Genomic DNA, 18,014 nt, shown 5'->3' with positions numbered 1-18,014 from the left:
GGTACCGAGGGTTCCGCGGAACCGCGTGCCGGCGGCCCGCCGGTGCCCCGCACCGACGCCTCGCCGACGGTGGCCGGCCCGGCCGGAGCGGCTGGCCCGGCCACGGGCAGGTCGGTGGTGCTCGAGTCGGTGGTGCTCGGGTCAGTGGTGGCCGAGTCGGCGGTGGTTCGGCGGGCGCGGGCACCGAGCAGGACGCAGACCGCACCGAACAGGCCGGCGACCGCGCTACCGACCAGCCAGGCGAACGCCACGTCGGCCAGGCCGCGGGTGGCCAGAACGAAGGCCAGACCGTCGATGAGCACCGCGTACAGCATATTGGCGATGATCAGGGCGCGAAGCTGGCCCTGCAGGCGCAGCATCGCGTTCGCCCAGCTGTTCAGCCCGACGCAGACCGCGGCGAGGGCCAGCACCTGCAACGTGTGGCCCGACTCGTGCGGGTAGTTGCTGCCGAAGATGGCCAGCGCCGGTGGGCCGGCGACCGCCAGCACCGCCGAGGCGGGCACCAGAAAGACCGCCAGCATCCGCGCCGAGCGCCGTCGCAGCGCGGCGAGGTCCGCACCGTGCTGCGAACCCTCGGCCATCAGCGCCGTGGTGACCATGTAGGCACCCGTGTAGAGCAGATTCGCGATCTGGAACGGGATGTAGAAGTACCCGACCGCGGCCGATCCGAGCCGGTCCAGAATGATCAGCGGAACGACCAGGATGGGGATCAGGTCGAGCACCGCTGCCGCGTAGTTGGCGGACGAGAACCGGAACATCCCACGCAGCGGGTGGCCCTTGAACGAGACCTTCGGGTGGTACCCGCGCCGCCACATGAACAGCAGGCTGACGAGCAACGCCGCGATGTTCGCCCCGCCGAACGAGCCGAACACCCCGAACGCCCCCATGCCCAGCAGCAGGAATGGCAGGGCGATCTTCATCAGCCCGGTGGTGATGCCGTCCGTCCACATCGACAGGTGGGCGTCGCGGAAGGAGGTGAACGTCGCGCTGGTCATCAGGTTCAGCGAGGTCGCCACGCACATGACGACGAACAGCACGGACTGCACCGGGTCGTGGCGCACGAACAGCAGATCCCGGGCGAACAGGGGGAGCCCGAGGACGTAACCGCCGGACACCACCGCGGCGACCACCAGCACGAGGACGAAACCGACCCCGATCCGCCTTCGGCGCAGATCTCCGTCGGACGTGGGCAGAAACCGCATGAAAGAGGTGTTCAGGCCCAACATGCTGAGATAGCCGATCATACCGGCTGCCGAGATCAGCGAGGTTCCCTGGCCGAGCTCGACCGGGGTGTACACCCGGGCGCACACGATCCAGAACAGAAATCCGAAGCCGGCTGCCGCGACACTGCCGAGCATGAGCATCAGCGAGCTGCGGGTCAGGCTGTCCGGCTCCGGCGCGGGTACCTCCGCTGGCGGCGGTGCCGGCAGCAACGGGGCCAGACCGGCCGGATTCCGGAAACGAAGCAGAATGGTCTGATCGGTCAGGCTGAAAGTCGAATGCGCAGAATAGTAAGAGATACCGGCATACCGGGACCGACCCGAGTGGGTGAACCTGAGCTGCTGGGTCTCCTCGATCCGTGCCGCCGCCTCGGGCTGTGGCGCCGCCTCGGGCTGTGGTGTCGGCCGGTCCGAGGGCGCCGGAGGCAGCGGTGCCGCCTGGGGGAGCGGTGCCGCCTGCGGGCGTGGTCGGGGCCACGGCTGCCGAGGCAGGCTCAGCCGTGCGGTCATCTCCGCGTTGCGCCGCTGGTCATCGCCGTTGTGGACGTCCTCGTTGCCACGGTCGCCGGCATGGGTCGGGTACCCGCTCGTCATAGGCATGCGCCGTCCTGCCTGGTCGCGTCGATCGCCGGTCATGGGTATGCGAAGGGTCTGGTCGCCTTCCGGGTAGTCCGCGGCCCCGACGCTGCTCGCGGGGTCAGCGGAATGGCCAGGGGCCGCCGGGGATACCTGCTCGGTCATCGTGGGGGAGACGCGACTGGCGCCGCGACCGCCGGCCGCTTCATGGCCGGAACCACCGCCTGGCGACAAAGAACACAGGCCTGGCCGGTGGGGGATGTCCGCTGCATCTCCGGTGGCGTGGCTGATGCGGAAGGCGCCACCTCGACGAGTACCCCCGCGACTCGCGGTGCCTGCGCTACAGGAATCGAGCCTAGCAGATCACATGTTGCCGCCCGGTCGAGGCGGCCCTCGCGATCCGGATATGCCGGCTGCCGATCTCGGCGACCGGCCGCAGTGTGCAGATCGGACTTCGGATTGAATCGATCTAGAGAAAGGCCCGGTGGGTAGGAAAAGGCGGGTGTCCCGGATCATCCGGCCTGGCCAGGTGGATCTCGTCAATCGAGCGTGACAGCGACGACGATGATGCTCGTCGTAGTCGCCCGGGGACGGTGCGACCGTACGAATGTCGCCGCCGACGGCGGTCCCGGCCGGCGAGCCGATATTCGGCGCCGCCTGCGTGGGGTACGCCGTCCGTGGGCCCGTGCGGCGGGGCTTGAACGGGTGACGGCTGCCATAGTTTCCTTGCCTCAAAAAATGCATCTCCGCAGGTCAGAGGGCCGGAGGATCGCCTCCGGTCGCGTGTTCGTGACGGTCGGAGAACGCCGGCGTCCAGCGTGCCGGGTCGAGTTCGCTCGGTGACAAAAAAATTGATGCCCGAGTCGTTCCGCGCTTTGCTCGTCGCTCTCCGCAGCAGATGATATGCGGGTTACATAAATGCCTTGATTGGGGATGTGTCCGACCGGGTGTTAGCATCACGCCGGAATACTGAAGGTGCCGCTGGGGGAGGCGGAATGATCCGGTGCTGGCGGGGTGATACCTGCGTCGACGCAGCGTGAGAGCCTGTTGGGGGTTGACCGCGGCCGCCGCCGAGTGGAGGATTAAACCCGGCGCTGGAGCACTGCCCAGCCCCTTTGCCTGAGGCGAGACGTCAACCGTTCTCCGCGCCTCGGCGTCCACCGGTGTCACGGCCATCTGCCGATGATGTCGAGGTGGATTCATCGACTCACCACATGCCGATTCACGGAACTGTGCTGACGCCTGGGTTCACCCAGCGCGAGCAGCCTTCTCCGGGGGGGACCATGCCCGTTCTTTCGATCGTTATCCCGGCTCTCAACGAGGCCGAGAACCTGCCGAAGGTCGCCGCGAGCATCCCGCGCGCCGAACTTGCGGCCCTCGGCTGGGAGACCGAGATCATCCTGGTCGACAACGCCTCGACCGACGACACCGGCACGATCGCCCGTGGCCTGGGCATGACCGTCGTCTACCAGCCCGACCGGGGCTACGGCAACGCGTACCTGGCGGGAATCGCCGCCGCCCGAGGCTCGGTCATCGCCACCGGCGACGCCGACTGCACCTACCCGTTCGAGGACCTCCCCCGGCTGCTGGGGGCGTTCGTCGCCGACCGGCTCGACTTCCTCAACACCGACCGGCTCAGCCAGCTGCGGATCGGCTCGATGTCGCCGCACCACATCGGGGCGAACCTGGTGTTCACCGGTGTCACCAAGGTCCTGTTCCGCTCGCCCTTCCGCGACTCCCAGTCGGGCATGTGGCTGTTCACCCAGGACTTCTGGCGCAAGGTCTCGGTGCGTTCGCCCGGTATGGCCTTCTCCCAGGAGATCAAGATGGCCGCGCATGTCGGGGGCTTCCGGGTCGCCGAGATCCCGATCGACTACCGCATCCGCGGCGGCGAGAAGAAGCTCAACTCGCTCTCGGACGGCATGCGCAACATGTCCCATCTGTTCGTCCACCGGGCAAAGGTCGCGCGCTGGCAGCGGCGGGCCCGTCAGCTCGAGGCCGCCACCACCGGAAACCGCGGATACGCGGTACGGGTGCCCTTTCCCCGGCGTAGCCGGCAGGAGACCCAGCACCTGACCGCCGTGGCCCAGGCGCGCTCCGTCGGCGTGACCAGCCGGCCCGGCGTGTCCGCCACCGTCGTGTTCGCGGATGCCGTTGTGCCGGAGGCGGTGCCCGAGCTCGACCGTCAGTCTGCGACTGGTTGAGGTGACGGGACTGGTGGAGCCCGACACCCTCGCGGCTCTCCGTCCAGCAGGTAGACAGCCCCTGCGCACCGGTGCCGGCGGACGGCCCGGCCGGTCCCGCACCACGGTGGTGGTCGCGGCGTTCGTCGCGGCCATCGCCGGCTGGATCGCGCTCACCGCCACCACGCCGTGGCCGGTCGCCCTGATCGCCCTCGCGGCGATCCTGCTGATCCCGGGCGAGCTGGCCCTGCGGGTCCTGGACCTGGCGGTGCCGGGCGGCTGGCTGCGGTTCTACCTGGCCACCTGCTGCGGTCTGCTGATGACCACACTGCTCGGCCTGCTGTTGAACACCGCGCTGCCGCCACTGGGCATCCCACGCCCGCTCGAACCCAGCCGGGTCCTGCCCGCCCTGGTCCTGATGACGGGCGGTCTGTACTACCTGGCCGCCCGTCGGCCAGGCTTTCGGCTGCCCGAGCTCCCCTCGCGCCACCGGCTACGACAGCGGCTGCTCGGCGCCGTTCGCCCACCCGGCGCGGCAGCGGTGTTCCGGTTCGCGGTGGCGACCGTGCTGCCCGTCGCCGCGGCGCTGGGTGCGGTCTCGCTGAACAACGGCGGCCCGAACGGCCTGACCATCCTGATGCTGCTCGCCGCCGCGCTGCTGTTCGTCTATCTCGCGGTGCGGGCCAACCGGCTCAGCGGCGGGTACTGCCTGTACGCGGTGTTCTGTGTCGGCGTCGCGTTCGAGCTGATGACCAGCATGCGCGGCTGGTACGCGACCGGACACGACATCCAGCGTGAGTACTTCGTCTTCCAGGTCACGCTCGGGCACTGGCGCTGGAACATCGCCGACTTCCGCGACCCGTACAACGCCTGCCTGAGCATCACGGTCGTCCCGACGATGCTCAAGGGGCTGCTCGGCGTTCCCGCGGCGGCGATCTTCAAGATCTACTACCAGTTCCTGTTCGCGCTGACGCCGGTGGCGGCCTGCCTGCTGGGCCGCAGGCTCGCGGACAACCGGATCGGCGTGCTGGCCGCCGCGTACTTCGTGGCTTTTCCGACGTTCTTCTCGGACATGTCGATGCTCAACCGTCAGGAGCTCGCCTTCCTGTTCCAGGGCGGCATGATCCTGCTGTTGGTGCACCGCCCGGGGAACGCGCGGCCCCGGCGGCTGCTGTTTCTGGCGTTCGGCCTCGGCACGGTGCTCAGCCACTACTCCACCACGTTCCTGATGCTCGGCCAGTTCCTGCTCGCCTGGGCCTTTCTGGCCCTGTGGCGACGGGTGGGCCGCCGGCTCGGCGACCGTCCCCCGGTGGAATCCGACCGTCGTCCCGGCTGGCGGCGGGTGCTGGCCGGCTGGGAGGACGGCAAGATCCTCACTCTGCCCGCCGTCGTCGTGCTGGCCGTGCTCACCGTCGTCTGGACCGGACCGGTCACGCACACCGCGAACAACACGACCGAGGTCGCCCGCCAGGCCGTCCAGTCACTCGTGCACGGCGGGGACAGCGAGCGCTCGGCGGACACCCGCTCGAGCCTGGTCTCCAACGGCCACGCCGACCCGCAGGACCAGGTCGACCAGTTCGCGACCTACGCCCTGGACAACCGGGCGCCGGGTGTCGCCTACTTCCCGCTCGGTGCCGTCGACCGCTATCCGCTGCGCTACGCCGGAGACGAGATCACCCCCCCGACGAAGGTCGGTCGGGCCCTGACCGCGGTCGGTCTCGACCCGCAGGGGCTCAACGGGATGCTGCGTGGCGGCTCGGCGGTCGTGCTGCAGCTGCTGGTGCTGCTCGGGGTGATCGCCCTGCTGCTGCGCTGGCCAGTGTGGATCCGGGTGAGCCGCGAATACGCCGCGTTGTGCGCCGCCTCGCTGGTCTACCTCTGCGTGCTGGTGGTGGTCCCGAGCCTGTCGGCCGAGTACGGGTTGCTGCGGGCCTTCCAGCAGAGCCTGCTGGTGCTGGCCCTGCCGGCGGTGCTCGGCCCGATGGTCGCGGCCGGTTTCCTGCGCCGCGGCCCCCGACTGGTCATCGCGGGCGCGCTGCCGGTGGCGTTCCTGGTGTCGAGCACCGGACTGTTGGCCGCGACCACCGGCTCGTACATTCCCCAGCTGCACCTGGCGAACGACGGCGACTACTACGAGAGTTTCTACCCACACGACGCCGACGTGGCGGCACTGCAGTGGATGACCCGCGAGGAAAGCCTGGCGAAGGGCGCGGTACCCCCGCCGCCCGACAGCTCCGCCGCGGAACTGAACGTGCTCGGTCATTTCCAGTTACCGGCGAAGAACCAGGCGGCACCGGCTCTGGTACCGGTCAACGGCTATGTCTATCTCGACTACGCCAACCTGGTGAAGGGACGGGCCATCGGGATGCTGGACGCCACCGCCGTCCGCTATCGCTATCCCATCGCCTTCCTCGACACGCACAAGAACCTTGTCTACAACACGGGCGGCGCGGCGGTCTACCGGTGATTCTCCCCTCGAAAGGATATTTGTGAGAAGGCTGTTCGGCTCGCGTCGGCCGCTGTTCGGTGACAGTGGGGCGCAACGAATCGTGTTTGTCTACGATGCGGTGTATCCCTGGGTCAAGGGTGGTGCGGAGCGCCGCTACCACGCGCTGGCGAAGGAACTCGCCGGACGTGGGCACGACGTGCACTGGTATGGCATGCAGTACTGGTCGGGCCCGTCCACCGTGCGCATCGACGGAATCGCGTTCCACGGGGTCTGCAAGGCGCGTCCGCTCTACACCGAATCCGGCCGCCGGTCGATCTCGCAGGCGCTCATCTTCGGCGCCGCCTGCCTGCGCATGATCCTGTCCGGCGGACTGTCCGGGGCGCAGGTCGTCGACTGCTGCGGGTTCCCGTTCTTCTCGCTGTTCAGCGTCTGGCTGGTCACCCGGCTGCGCGGGCAGTCGATGGTGGTGACCTGCCACGAGGTGTGGGGGGACCGCTACTGGACCGAGTACCTGGGGGCGGCCGGACGGGTCGGCGCCCTGGTCGAGCGGACCGCGCTGCGTCTGCCCAGGCAGATCATCGCCGTGTCCGAGGACACCCGGGACCGGCTGTCCGCGGAGATCGGGGTGTCCGCGGCGGTCACCGTCGTGCCGAACGGGGTGGATCTCGCCGTCATCGACGGGATCGCCGCCGCCGAGCATCCCATCGACGTCCTCTACGTCGGCCGGCTCTGCGACTTCAAGAACGTCGACCTGCTGCTCGAGGCGCTCGCCGTCCTGGTCGAGGAACGTCCCGAGGTGCGCTGCGACATCATCGGCGACGGCCCGGACCGGGCCCGCCTGGAAACCCGCGCCGTCGCACTCGGCCTGGCCGATAACGTGCGCTTCCGGGGTTTCCTCGCCGAATCCGACGAGGTGTACGCCCGGATGAAGGCGGCCACGGTCCTGGTGTTGCCGTCCACCCGGGAGGGTTTCGGCATGGTCGTGATCGAGGCCAATGCGGCCGGCGTGCCGGTGGTCGTGGCGGACTATCCCGCCAATGCCGCGAAGCATCTGATCACCGGACGCAACGGCACGGTCTCCCGGCCGGATCCCGAGGCGTTCGCCGCCGCCCTCGCCGAGTTTCTCGGTGCGGACGCCGACCACCATGACGACTGCCGTTCGGTCGCCCTCGACCACGACTGGGCCGGGCTCACGACACGTTGGAGGGCAGCACTCGCATGACGAAGCTGATCGTGACCACCAGCTGGGACGACGGCCACCGGCACGACACCCTGGTCGCCGACATGCTGCGTGAGCACACACTGCCCGGCACGTTCTACATCGCTCCCGACAATGTCGAGATCGCGCCGGCGGACCGGCTGTCCGCGCCCGCCCTCCGCGAGCTTTCCACCGATTTCGAGATCGGCTCGCACACCCGGTCCCATCCGGTGCTGACCCGGGTGCCGTGGCAACGGGCCGAGCGGGAGATCGTCGACTCGAAGAAGGTCCTCGAGGACCTCGTCGGGAAACCGGTCACCACGTTCTGCTATCCGCGTGGCAGGTACACCCGGGAGCACGTCGACATGGTCGAACGTGCCGGCTACACCTACGCCCGCACCGTGCGCACCCTGGCCACCGGTGTCGCCGACAACCCGCTCGAGGCACCGACCTCGCTGGAGACGGGCCGATTCGCCCGCCAGCGGATGGTCGTCGACATCGTCCGGGCGGCCCGCGCCGTCGGCTCCACCTCGCTGGTGCGCGCCGGGCGCTGGGACGACATCGCGATCGCCCTGTTCGACCGCTGCCTGGTCACCGGCGGTGTCTACCACCTGTGGGGCCACTCCTGGGTGGTGTCCGACCGGGCCGAGTGGGCCCGGCTGGACCGGGTGCTCGCGCACATCGGCGGGCGGCCGGACGTCACCTACGCGGTCAACGGCGCGCTGGGCCGCGGATGACCCCCGCCACCCCGAGCCGAACCGGAGGCCGACCGGCGGGCCGGGTCAAGGCCAGCGGTGGGCGTGGGGACGGCGGGTACGGAGACGGCGGCGCGGGTGGGGGCGCGGGTTTCGCCGGTTCCCGATATGTCGGGGTTGGCCTGGTCGCTGTGTTCGCGGTGACGGCGGTGCTGCTGTGGGCGGCCGGGGTGGTGTCCCTGCCGGGGCTGTCGCAGGTCTCCCAACGGGAACCCGAGACCACCGCCGAGCTGTACTTCGACACCCCCACCCACCTGCCGACCAGCTACCAGCCCGGTGTCCCGCTCACCTTCACCTGGACCCTGGGCAGCCGGACCGGGCATCCCCGCAGCCACCCGTTCGCGGTCACCGTCCAGCGTGACGGCACGGCCACGGTGCTGGAGCAGGGGGCGCTCGAACTCGGCGCCGGCCGGCGCACGGCCCACACCTCGACGGTGACACTTCCCGCGGGCAGTCCCGCCCTGGTCGTCGTCCAGATCGACGGGGCGAGCAACCGGATCTTCTTCCACACCGCGCAGCGCTGACGAACCAGAGCCGACGAACCACGAAGGAGTGTGTGCCCGTGAAGATCATGCACGTCACCAAGCGTTATCCGAACGCGGCCGGCGGGGACGCGTTCGTGGTCAGCGGCCTGGAACGCGAGCAGCGGGCCGCCGGCCACGACGTCGTCGTCCTGACCTCCCGTAACGCCGCGATCAGCGACGCACCGCATGTGGTCAAGTTCGGGGCGGCGCTGACCGCGCAGGAGATCGACGTCCTGAACGCCCGTCGGGTGCTGACCATGGCCGCCCTGGCGGTGCGTGCCCCCGCCCTGCTGCGCCGGGTCCGGCCCGACGTGATCCACGTGCACACCGTGGACCTCGGCGTCGCGCTCTGCCCGGCCGCATGGTGGCTGCGGATCCCGACCGTGATCACACTGCATGGGACGACGGTCGGCAAGGCGACCGCGTCGCGGTCCAAGCGCCTGCTCGAAAGCGCGTTGCTGCTGGCCGGCCGCTACCGGCGGGTCATCTCGATGGATCCGTCCTCCTTCCCGGCACTGCGGTCGCTGGGACTGGGGCGGCGGCTGGAGTACGTGCCCAACGGGATCGACCTCGCGGACCTCGCGGCCCATGCGCCGTCGTCGTCGTCGTCGGCGTCGGCGTCGGCTTCTGCCAGCGCCAGAACGGTGCTGTTCGTGGGCCGGCTGGAGCCGGTCAAGGGACTCGTCCACCTGCTGTCGGCGTTCGCCACCGTCGTGCGGGAGGCCCCCGATGCCCGTCTGCTGCTCGTCGGCGAGGGCGCGCAGCAGGACGAGCTGGCGGCGTTGGCGCGGGAGCTGGGCATCGCCGGGTCGGTGACCTTCGCGGGCCGGCGGGACCGCGCCGAGCTGTCCCGCGACTACCGGGAGGCGGCGGTGTTCGCGCTGCCCTCCCTGCACGAGGGTTTCCCGCTGGTGCTGCTGGAGGCCTGGGCGCACGGCACGCCGGTGGTGACCACCCGGGTCGGCGCCATGGCGGACGTCTGCGTGTCCGGCGTGGACTCCCTCGTCGTGCCACCGCAGGACGCCGGCGAGCTCGCGGCCGCGATCCTCACGGTGCTGCAGGACCCCGGGGTCGCCGAGAAGATCGCCCAGGGCGGCCAGGCCCGGACGGCGCCGGACGGCGAGTTCACCCCGCCCGCCGTCGCGCGGCGCGTCCAGCAGGTGTACGACCTGGCCCGCGCCGAGCGCCGCCCCACCTGGGCTGCCTGAGCCCAGCCGGCTGGGCTACGACCGGCTGGGCACGGACCCGGGCCTGACGGTGGACGTGGGTCGGTCGTCCACCGCCAGGCCCGTCAGATCCGTCAGGCCCGTCAGATCCGCAAATCCCGTCAGATCCGTCAGGCCCGCCGTGGGCTGCGGAGCGGGGCGCCATGGGCGCGTCAACGGGCGGCGGTGAACGCTGCCTTCAGGACGCTGTAGGCGGGTTTGAACGAACCGTCGGGGCGGACGACGCCGAAGTGGTGCTCGGCGTCCTGCGGGTTCGTCCCGAGATCGTTGAAGTTGTACCAGAGGAAGCTGCGGATCCACGAGGTGCGCGCGACCTGGGCGAGCGCGTTCGCCGCGGACTCGCGCTGGAAGTCCTCGTCGACATGGTCGGGATGCTCGGCGTAGCGCCGGTTGGCCAGGGTGGCCTGTGCGCCCGGGCCGCTGGTGGGCGCCCCGAACTCGGTGATCCACACGGACGTGGCGGCGTCGCCGTGGGCCACCATCGTCGCCCGGAGCAGGGTCATCTCCGACCATCCGCTCCACAGTTGGGTGAGGTCCGAGGGCAGCGCCGGGAACGAGTAGGGATGCATCCCGACACCGTCGAACGCGGCGCCACCGGCCACGTCGTACACCCGGCCGAGGAACTCCGCCGGCGCGATCTGCCCGGCGCCGGTCTGGGCGGGACCGAGCCCACCGACGAGAACCTGCGCCGACGGGTCACTACCGCGGATCGCGGCGCTGGTCTGGCGCAGCAGGGTGGCGTAGGCGCCCGCATCGGGGTTCGGGGCCCAGCCCACCGCGAGGTTCGGCTCGTTCCAGACCTCCCACACCTTCACCCCGAGCGGGGCGTAACGCGCCACCGCGGCGGCGGCGAAGCGGGCGAAGTCGCTCGCCTGGGTCGGCGGGCAGTCGGGCTGGCCGCAGCCGCTGGCCCGAGCCCAGGCCGGCGTCGCATCGAGGATTGGCAGCAGGTGGAAGCCATGGCCACGGGCCGCCTGAACCACCCGGTCCAGGGTGTCCCAGGTCCAGCTCTGCGCTCCCTGCGGCTGGACGGTCAGCCAGGCCGCGTCGAAGCGCACCCAGGTCGCCCCGGTCGCGGCGATCGCGGTCAGCCGGGCGTCCAACCCCGCCGGGGTGAGCTCGCTGAGGTCGCCGGCGGAGAAGCCGTAGCCGGTGGTTCCACTCGCCGGCGTCGCGGCCGAGGTCTGCCCGCCGGGGGTGGTCTGCCCGCCCGGCGCGGTGGCTGTGGCCGTCGGGGTGGCTGTGGCCGTCGGGGTGGCCCCGGCCTGGACAGGGCCACCGGCAGCCGGCTGGGTCGCCCCCGGGAGGATCGAGGATGACGGTTGGACCGATGGCACCGCCGTCGCCGAGAAAGCCGCGGACGGAGATGACGGCTGGCCGCTTCCCGACTGACTGTGTCCAGGCGTGACGGCTTCGATCGGCTGCGCATTACCGCCGGCGCCCTGGGCCGCGTCCGTGCACGCAGCAATGCCGAAAAGAATTGCGGTGGCAAGAACAGCGCGCAGTTTCAAACGATCCCGGCGATGCCGTCTGGGCTGGTCGTCGAATTGTCTGCTGGTCCATGTCATCAGACTTCGAGAATACGACGTGATGCACTCGGCCTCACCCAGGCGGGTAGGTGGTCGTGGCGATGTGCCGATATTCCCTTAGTGTCAGGGGTGATCCGCGGATGCGGAGATCGCCGACTGCGGGGAGTATGGCCATCCTGACTGGAGCAGCCGGGTCTGCCGGTGCGGACGAGGATGGTCCGGGCCCGCAGCCTGCCGCCGAACCCACACCACCGCCCGTACCGCCGCCCACACCGGCCGTCGCGGCATCGGGTCAGCGCGGTGGCCGGCGTTGGCGTTGGCTGAGCCTGGGCCTGGTTGCCATGGTGGTGGCCTTCACCGCCGGGTCGGTGCGGTTGTTCCTGTACCCCACGCTTGACCGGCCGGACCGGGTGGATGCGATCGTCGCGCTCGGCGGTGTGCCCGGCGGCCTGGCGCGGGCGCTGGCGCTGAGCCGGGCGGGGTATGCGTCCACACTGGTGGTGTCGACCCCCGGCAACGGATGTCCACCCGGCGCGCAGGCCGGCGCCGGGGTGCGGGTGATCTGCTTCTGGCCGCAGCCGGTGACCACCCAGGGGGAGGGCCGCGAGGTCCGGCTGCTGGCGGCCCGCGACGGCTGGCGGAAGGTCATCGTCGTCGCGCGCCGCACCCAGGCGACGCGGGCCCGGCTGCGGGTCGACCGTTGCTTTCCCGGCGACGTGCTGCTGGCGGCGCCGTCCATGCCGGCCCGCGACCTGCCCTACAACCTCGCCTACGAGTGGGGGGCGTTGGTGAAGGCGCTTCTCCTGCAGCGGACCTGCTGACCGGCGCCGCCCGCGGGCCACGGCCCGCGGCGACCAGGCCGCCCTGTCAGCTCGTCTGGCTGCCGTGTGCGGGGGCTGCCGGCGGGAGAGCCCGGGACAGCACGCCGAGGACGGGATCGCCGGGCAGGACGTCGTAGCCGTCGCCGTCATCGGTGCCCTGCCACGTCCACAGCAGGATGCCGGCGACACCTGCCTGGAACTGGGCGCTGAGCTTGCCCTCGACGAGGGCGGCCCGGGCCGCCACGCCGCCGGCGTCACGGGGGGCGACGCCGAGCTCGCCGACGATGAGCGGTTTGTGCAGGGCGCTCGCCTGACGAAGCCGCTCGGCGAGGCCGTTCCACCGATCCCCCGGGATGGGCGAAGGGGCGTAGTCGTGGTATTCGAGCACGTCGACCCCGGGGATCGCGTGCAGGGTGGCGTACTCGTCGCCCGCGCTGCCGCACTGGCCGGCACCGACCGTGCCGATGCCGAGCAGATGACGGCGGTCGATTCCCTTGACCAGAGTGACCATGTCCTGGGTGAAGGCGTGCAACGTCGCCGCGGCGGTCGGGGCGCACCGGCCCTGATAGGCCGGCGCGTCCTCGGCCTCGTTCTGCAGCTGCCACAGCGCGATCGTCGGCTCGTCGCGATACCGGGTGACGACCTCACGGACCCACTCGCGGTAGCTGTCGGGCTGGCCGGGGGGCGGTGCGGACCGGTAGCCCTCGCGGTACCAGGCCTGCGTCTTGTAGCCGGCCTGATAGGTGGGGTATCCCTCGCACTGGGGCCACTGGTTACCCAGGGTGGCAACGATACGCAGGCCGCGGCTTTTCGCCGCGGCGATGGTGCGGTCGAACGTCGCCCAGTCCCGCCGGCCGTCCAGGGTGGTGGCCAGCCGTTGGAAGAACCAGGTGCGGATCACCTGCACTCCGGGGCCGAACGACGGCGCCACCTCCTCGAGGTCAAGGGGTTCCCCGCAGCCGTAGCGACTGTCGTTGGCGGGAGTGTTCGCGTTCCACACGTTGAGGCCGGTGAACCGGTACGGCCTGCCGGCCAGGGTCAGCCGGGCACCGTCCACCGTGACGAAGTCGTGCGCGGCGTCGGCGGCCGATCCGGGTGAGCCGCCTGACCGATCGGTCGCCGCCGACCCGCCGCAACCGGCCGTGGCCGCACCCACCAGGCAGACCAGACCAAGGAGCAGCGCCCTGACCCGCCGGGACCGCAGCCCGGGCCCGGGGCGCGTCCCCGGTCGGGGCTGTGTGCCTGGCCGGGGCCGCCGCTGGGCGCGTGCCTGCGTGGTGCTCATCAGCGCACCCCGTAGACGCGCCAGGCGGGCAGGTCACCGGGGTTGGCCGCGACCCGCACCAGGCTCAGCCGTGGATCACCGACGAGGTCGGGGAAGGCGCGGTTGACCCGGTCGGCGGGCAGCGCGGCCACCCGGGGCCGAGCCAGGACGAACCGCACCCGGTACCGGGCCGGGTCGGCGGCAAGCACGTCGAAGCGGGCCTCGGCGGGGGCGACGAACTGGCGGGGATGGTGCGAGGACAGCACCACCGCGAAGCCGGTCGCGGTGTCCACCAGCACGCTGTGCGCTGGCAGGTGCTGGGCATCCAGCCAGCGGGCGAGCGCGCGGTCCTGGTCGTAACGGTCGGGGAACGCGGCCTCGGAATCGGTGGCCGCACCCGGGCGGAACACCGCACGCAACGCCTGCGCCTCGGTCGGTGCGATGCCACGGGCCAGCAGACCGGCGGCACCGATCGGCAGCGCGGCCAGGAGCATCACGGCGATCGCGGCGTCCCGGCGATACCGGCGGGCCGCCGACCAGCCGGACACCCGGCGCCGCGAGCCGGCGAGGTCCGAGGCGGTGGACCGCGTCGTCGTCAGCGCCGTGGCGGCGAGCACGGTGAGGGGCACCACCAGCAGCGTCGGCCCCAGCGACCAGGCGCCCCCGGTGGTGAGTGCCGCCACCACGACCGCGAGGGCGTACCCGCCGCCGAGCAGGGCCAGGGCGCCGAGCACACCCCGACCGGTCTCGGCGGCGAGGGTCGAGGTGTCGCGGCGGCACCCGGCGAGGACGGCACCGATCAGCGTGACCACGGCGAACGGCTCCAGCACCGCCGACTGGACGGCAAGGCGCACGACTGGTCGGACGCTGCCCGTACCCGAGCCGGACAATTCACCCGGGACAGCCGGAAGCAGACCCGAGTTGACCTCGAATGCCAGCTCGCGAGCCCAGGAGCCGGCCGCCACCGCCCCGATCAGGATCCGGATCGCCGTGACGAACAGCAGCGGCAGGGCGATCACCAGCATGTCGGCACGGGCCGTTTCCCGGCGGGCGCGCGCCGGGCCGCCGGCGCGCCGGTAGGCCACGATGGCCACCGCGGCCGCAGTCGCCACCCCCGCGCCCAGCGCCGACGGCCCGCACAGACCCGCCCCCGCCAGCGCCAGACCGGCGGCGGCCAGCCGGTTACTCGAACCACCCCGATACCAGCGCACCAGCTGATGTGTGGCCAGCAGCAGGAAGAACAGCGACGCGGCCTGGGCCGAACCGGTCGCCCCGGCGTAGACGACGGCCGGATGCAGCGCGAACAGCGCCGCCATGGGGACCGCGACCCGCCTGCGCGCACCCAGCGCACCGGCCGTGCGGTACAGCTGCCCGGCGGCCCCCGCCATGAACAGCGCCGACACCACGACCGCACTGATCCCGGTGGTGGCGAACGGACGCCAGAGCCAGGCCAGCGGCAGCAACGGAACCTGTGCCGCCGTCGGCAGCACATCCCAGCCGACGGCCAGCGGACCCAGCGCGCCCCCGGCGCCGAACAACGGAAAGTAGGCGCGCGCGGTCAGCCGCAACGCCTCGGGCGGCACGCTGTCCCAGCCCCACCCCAACCACCCCCCGACGGCGAGATATCCGGCGGCCAGGGCGAGAACAGCGTGGGCGAACGTCGGCACCGTCGCGCGCCGGGCCTGGTCCTGCGGCCGGCGTCCCGAGGCGCCGGCCGGCCCGGTGGGATCCGGGATGGTGGTGTTCGGGGTAGCGGTGTCCGGGATGGCGGTGTTCGGGGCGTCCGGGAGCCGGATGGCGTCAAGCGTTGGCATGGCTGGCCTCCAGGGGGTTGGCGGAGACCGGCTCGACGGCCGCGGCAGACGCACCGGATCCGAGGCCGTGCGCGGTCTTCTCCCAGAAGCTCGGGGCGATGATCAGCTGGACCAGCGCCTTGCCCGCGGCCAATGACATCAGCACCCAGTACCCGACGCTCAACAGCGACCGGGAAACCAGCCCCGGTAATCCGGTGGCCCGGGCCGCGAGCACATTGATGTAGACGAACGTGAAGTTTCCGGCGACCAGACAGACCAGGCTGATGTAGAGCACCCCAGTCGGAAACAGGGTCCGAACGAAGCCGACCCGTCCCACGAACCACATGAGGGTCAGGGCCCAGAACACCGGATTGAGGATCGCAAGCATCGGGGTGCCGCCGACGAACAGGTTGAACCGCAGGTAGGCGGCCGGCCCCATCTCGCGGCAACGGCGCAGCGGCTGGCGGGAGTGCACCAGCCAGGTCTGCAGATAGCCCTTGTACCAGCGGGACCGCTGCTTGAGCCAGTTGATGGCGTCGCTGTTGGCCTCTTCCAGGGTGACCGAGTCGAGAATCAGCGTCCGGTATCCCCGCCGGTAGAGGCGGACGCCGAGATCGGCGTCCTCGGTCACGTTGAACGCGTCCCAGCCGTCGAGGGCGCGCAGCACGTCGGTCCGGAAGTGGTTGGAGGTCCCACCGAGCGGCACCGGGGCGTCCTGGCGGACCAGTCCCGGCAGCATCTGCTCGAACCACATCGCGTACTCGGTGGTGAACCAGCGGGTCAGCAGATTCTGTTCGTGATTGAAGAACGCGAGCTTCGCCTGCAGGCAGGCGACCGTCGCGGGCAGCCGACGGAAGGCGAGCGCGGCGCGGCGCAACTGCAGCGGTTCGGGCCGGTCCTCCGCGTCGAAGATGGTGATGAGGTCGCCGCGGGCCAGGCCCAGGCCGATGTTGCAGGCCTTCGGTTTCGTCCGCGGCTCCGAATAGGGCACCCGGACGACCCGCAGATAGGCCGGGGACGGCCCGGCCCCGGCCGCGGCAAGGGTCTCCTCGTCGTCCTCCTCGAGCAGCAGCAGCACCTCGAGCCGGTCCGCCGGGTACTCGAGCCGGGCGATGGACGCCAGCAGCTGCGCAAGCACCTCCGGCTCCCGGTAGGCCGGTACCAGCACGGTGTAGATCGGCAGGTCGTCGTCGGGAACGGCGCGGGCGTCCGCTGGCGAGATGGTGATCAGACCCGGATCGCGCACGGCCTTGTGCAGCAGCACGAGACGTTCGGCGAACGCGGCGATGTAGACGATGCTGAGCAGCGCGACCAGGCTGACCAAGGTCGGCGCAGGCGCGAGCGCACAGCCGCCGACGAACAGGACGCCGATGCCGGCCAGCAGCACGCGCTGGCCGTTCGACAGGGTCCGCCGGGCCGCCGTCTGAGCGCCGATGGGCGGCGGTGCCGGCGCGTCTGGTCGCGACCGTGGCGCGGGGATCATGCTCATGCCCTCCCGACCGACGGTGCCAACGCGGTGCCGAGCAGCGCCAGGGCCAGTCCGACCAGGGCGATGATGGCCAGTCCCCACCGGGGGCGCCCCACGGCCACCCGGCGCCCCGGATGCGGACGCCGTTCGGGCCGCAGCGCCGCGCGGGCGCCGTAGGCCGCGGCCACCCCGGTGAGCAACCCCACGACGACGAGGTCCAGCTCCGCCCCGGTGGCGCAGCGAGCCAGGCCCGGTGCGTCGTACCGGACGGCGACCGCCGCCGTCCCGAGCCGCAGGACGGACAGTGCCACCCACCCGGCGAGCAGCGCCCCCGCCCGCCGAAGCGCCCGGCCCGGCCGCCGGGAGGTGCATCCCACCAGCACCGCGGTCACCAACACCGCCATGATTCCGGCCGCACCGGTCAGCATCTGCTCGAGTCGCACCGGCCCCGCGGCTCCGCTCGCCGCCGCGGCGCCGTCCGACCCGGCCAGGGCGCGCACCACCGGCCGCACCAACGCGAGGACGGGTCGCGCCACGGCTCGCCCGGCCGAGTCCGGCAGCGGCGCGAGGGCAAGCCCGACGAGCAGGAGCGGGACGCGCAGCCGCCACATCGCCCGGGTGCCGAACACCAGCGTGATCGCACCGGCGACAAGCGGCGGCAACAGCAGCAGGTCGACGTGCTGCGTCCAGAACCGGTCCCCGAGCCGGGACGGCATCGCGGTCAGCACGAACAACGCCGCACCCAGCAGGGGGAGCCCCACCAGATAGTCGACCTGCCGGTCGTGGATCTCGGGTTCCCGGGGCGCCGGTCGTCCTCGGGCGAGCAGCAGCGCCGCGCCCGCGGGCAGGACCGCGAGGTGGAACGCGGCCGCGTCCTGGTCATGCAGGCTCGGCCCGAGCCGGTCAAGCGCGCCCGCGCAGGCGATGGCCGCCGTGGTGGCGACCGCCGCGACCCGCAGCACGATCGGACCGTAGGCGCCCCACCCGGGCCGGCCGGCGTCCCCGGCC

Annotated in this window: 13 protein-coding genes; 7 read left to right on the top strand and 6 right to left on the bottom strand. The window is 71.5% G+C overall.

Annotated features, from left to right (window positions below; all coding sequences use genetic code 11):
- Positions 1 to 1,820: lipopolysaccharide biosynthesis protein (locus ND747_RS15010; RefSeq protein WP_251734243.1), on the bottom strand; the 1,820-nt coding region annotated here is incomplete at its 3' end.
- Positions 1,821 to 3,079: 1,259 nt separating this feature from the next.
- Here ND747_RS15010 and ND747_RS15005 point away from each other — a divergent pair.
- Genes ND747_RS15005 through ND747_RS14980 form a run of 6 tightly spaced genes read left to right on the top strand, consistent with a single transcriptional unit; the run spans position 3,080 to position 10,113 of the window.
- Positions 3,080 to 4,000 (top strand): glycosyltransferase family 2 protein, encoded by a 921-nt coding sequence (locus ND747_RS15005; protein WP_251734242.1) that lies wholly within the window; start codon positions 3,080 to 3,082, stop codon positions 3,998 to 4,000.
- 13 nt (positions 4,001 to 4,013) lie between these two features.
- Positions 4,014 to 6,446: a DUF2206 domain-containing protein gene (locus tag ND747_RS29800; protein ID WP_251734241.1), complete on the top strand. Its 2,433-nt coding sequence runs from the start codon at positions 4,014 to 4,016 to the stop codon at positions 6,444 to 6,446.
- Between the two features lie 22 nt (positions 6,447 to 6,468).
- The gene (locus ND747_RS14995) at positions 6,469 to 7,650 is read left to right on the top strand and encodes a glycosyltransferase family 4 protein (protein ID WP_251734240.1); all 1,182 of its coding nucleotides are present in this window, start codon (positions 6,469 to 6,471) and stop codon (positions 7,648 to 7,650) included.
- Positions 7,647 to 8,363: a polysaccharide deacetylase family protein gene (locus ND747_RS14990; protein WP_251734239.1), complete on the top strand. Its 717-nt coding sequence runs from the start codon at positions 7,647 to 7,649 to the stop codon at positions 8,361 to 8,363. The genes ND747_RS14995 and ND747_RS14990 overlap by 4 nt, the downstream gene beginning before the upstream one ends.
- The gene (locus tag ND747_RS14985) at positions 8,360 to 8,905 is read left to right on the top strand and encodes a hypothetical protein (RefSeq protein WP_251734238.1); all 546 of its coding nucleotides are present in this window, start codon (positions 8,360 to 8,362) and stop codon (positions 8,903 to 8,905) included. The genes ND747_RS14990 and ND747_RS14985 overlap by 4 nt, the downstream gene beginning before the upstream one ends.
- 47 nt (positions 8,906 to 8,952) lie before the next feature.
- Positions 8,953 to 10,113: a glycosyltransferase family 4 protein gene (locus ND747_RS14980; RefSeq protein WP_251734244.1), complete on the top strand. Its 1,161-nt coding sequence runs from the start codon at positions 8,953 to 8,955 to the stop codon at positions 10,111 to 10,113.
- A gap of 170 nt (positions 10,114 to 10,283) precedes the next feature.
- Here the strand turns inward: ND747_RS14980 and ND747_RS14975 are convergent, their stop codons facing one another.
- Positions 10,284 to 11,468, bottom strand: a complete 1,185-nt coding sequence (locus tag ND747_RS14975) for a cellulase family glycosylhydrolase (protein ID WP_251734237.1) — start codon at positions 11,466 to 11,468, stop codon at positions 10,284 to 10,286.
- Positions 11,469 to 11,827: 359 nt separating this feature from the next.
- On the opposite strand from ND747_RS14975, the gene ND747_RS14970 reads away from it, so the two are divergent.
- Positions 11,828 to 12,481, top strand: coding sequence for a YdcF family protein (locus ND747_RS14970; RefSeq protein ID WP_251734236.1), 654 nt, complete (start codon positions 11,828 to 11,830; stop codon positions 12,479 to 12,481).
- Positions 12,482 to 12,527: 46 nt separating this feature from the next.
- Here ND747_RS14970 and ND747_RS14965 read toward each other — a convergent pair whose 3' ends face one another.
- The 4 genes from ND747_RS14965 to ND747_RS14950 all read right to left on the bottom strand — a co-directional run.
- Positions 12,528 to 13,766, bottom strand: coding sequence for a cellulase family glycosylhydrolase (locus ND747_RS14965; protein WP_251734235.1), 1,239 nt, complete (start codon positions 13,764 to 13,766; stop codon positions 12,528 to 12,530).
- The gene (locus ND747_RS14960) at positions 13,766 to 15,559 is read right to left on the bottom strand and encodes a hypothetical protein (RefSeq protein WP_251734234.1); all 1,794 of its coding nucleotides are present in this window, start codon (positions 15,557 to 15,559) and stop codon (positions 13,766 to 13,768) included. The genes ND747_RS14965 and ND747_RS14960 overlap by 1 nt, the downstream gene beginning before the upstream one ends.
- Positions 15,546 to 17,027: a glycosyltransferase gene (locus ND747_RS14955; protein WP_251734233.1), complete on the bottom strand. Its 1,482-nt coding sequence runs from the start codon at positions 17,025 to 17,027 to the stop codon at positions 15,546 to 15,548. Before ND747_RS14955 ends, ND747_RS14960 begins: the two co-directional genes overlap by 14 nt.
- Positions 17,024 to 18,014: archaeosortase/exosortase family protein (locus tag ND747_RS14950; RefSeq protein WP_251734232.1), on the bottom strand; the 991-nt coding region annotated here is incomplete at its 5' end. The genes ND747_RS14950 and ND747_RS14955, both read right to left, overlap by 4 nt.

Source organism: Frankia sp. R82, assembly GCF_023716925.1.
Lineage (GTDB): Bacteria > Actinomycetota > Actinomycetes > Frankiales > Frankiaceae > Frankia.
The sequence above is the reverse complement of the archived record's forward strand: the minus strand, read 5'-3'. Positions and strand labels throughout refer to the sequence as shown.

Bases quoted from the DNA above. Each gene is read 5' to 3' on its own strand.
- ND747_RS15005 (WP_251734242.1), top strand. From the start codon at position 3,080: ATGCCCGTTCTTTCGATCGTTATCCCGGCTCTCAACGAGGCCGAGAAC.
- ND747_RS14990 (WP_251734239.1), top strand. From the start codon at position 7,647: ATGACGAAGCTGATCGTGACCACCAGCTGGGACGACGGCCACCGGCAC.
- ND747_RS14985 (WP_251734238.1), top strand. From the start codon at position 8,360: ATGACCCCCGCCACCCCGAGCCGAACCGGAGGCCGACCGGCGGGCCGG.
- ND747_RS14980 (WP_251734244.1), top strand. From the start codon at position 8,953: ATGCACGTCACCAAGCGTTATCCGAACGCGGCCGGCGGGGACGCGTTC.
- ND747_RS14970 (WP_251734236.1), top strand. From the start codon at position 11,828: ATGGCCATCCTGACTGGAGCAGCCGGGTCTGCCGGTGCGGACGAGGAT.
- ND747_RS14965 (WP_251734235.1), bottom strand. From the start codon at position 13,766: ATGAGCACCACGCAGGCACGCGCCCAGCGGCGGCCCCGGCCAGGCACA.
- ND747_RS14960 (WP_251734234.1), bottom strand. From the start codon at position 15,559: ATGCCAACGCTTGACGCCATCCGGCTCCCGGACGCCCCGAACACCGCC.
- ND747_RS14955 (WP_251734233.1), bottom strand. From the start codon at position 17,027: ATGAGCATGATCCCCGCGCCACGGTCGCGACCAGACGCGCCGGCACCG.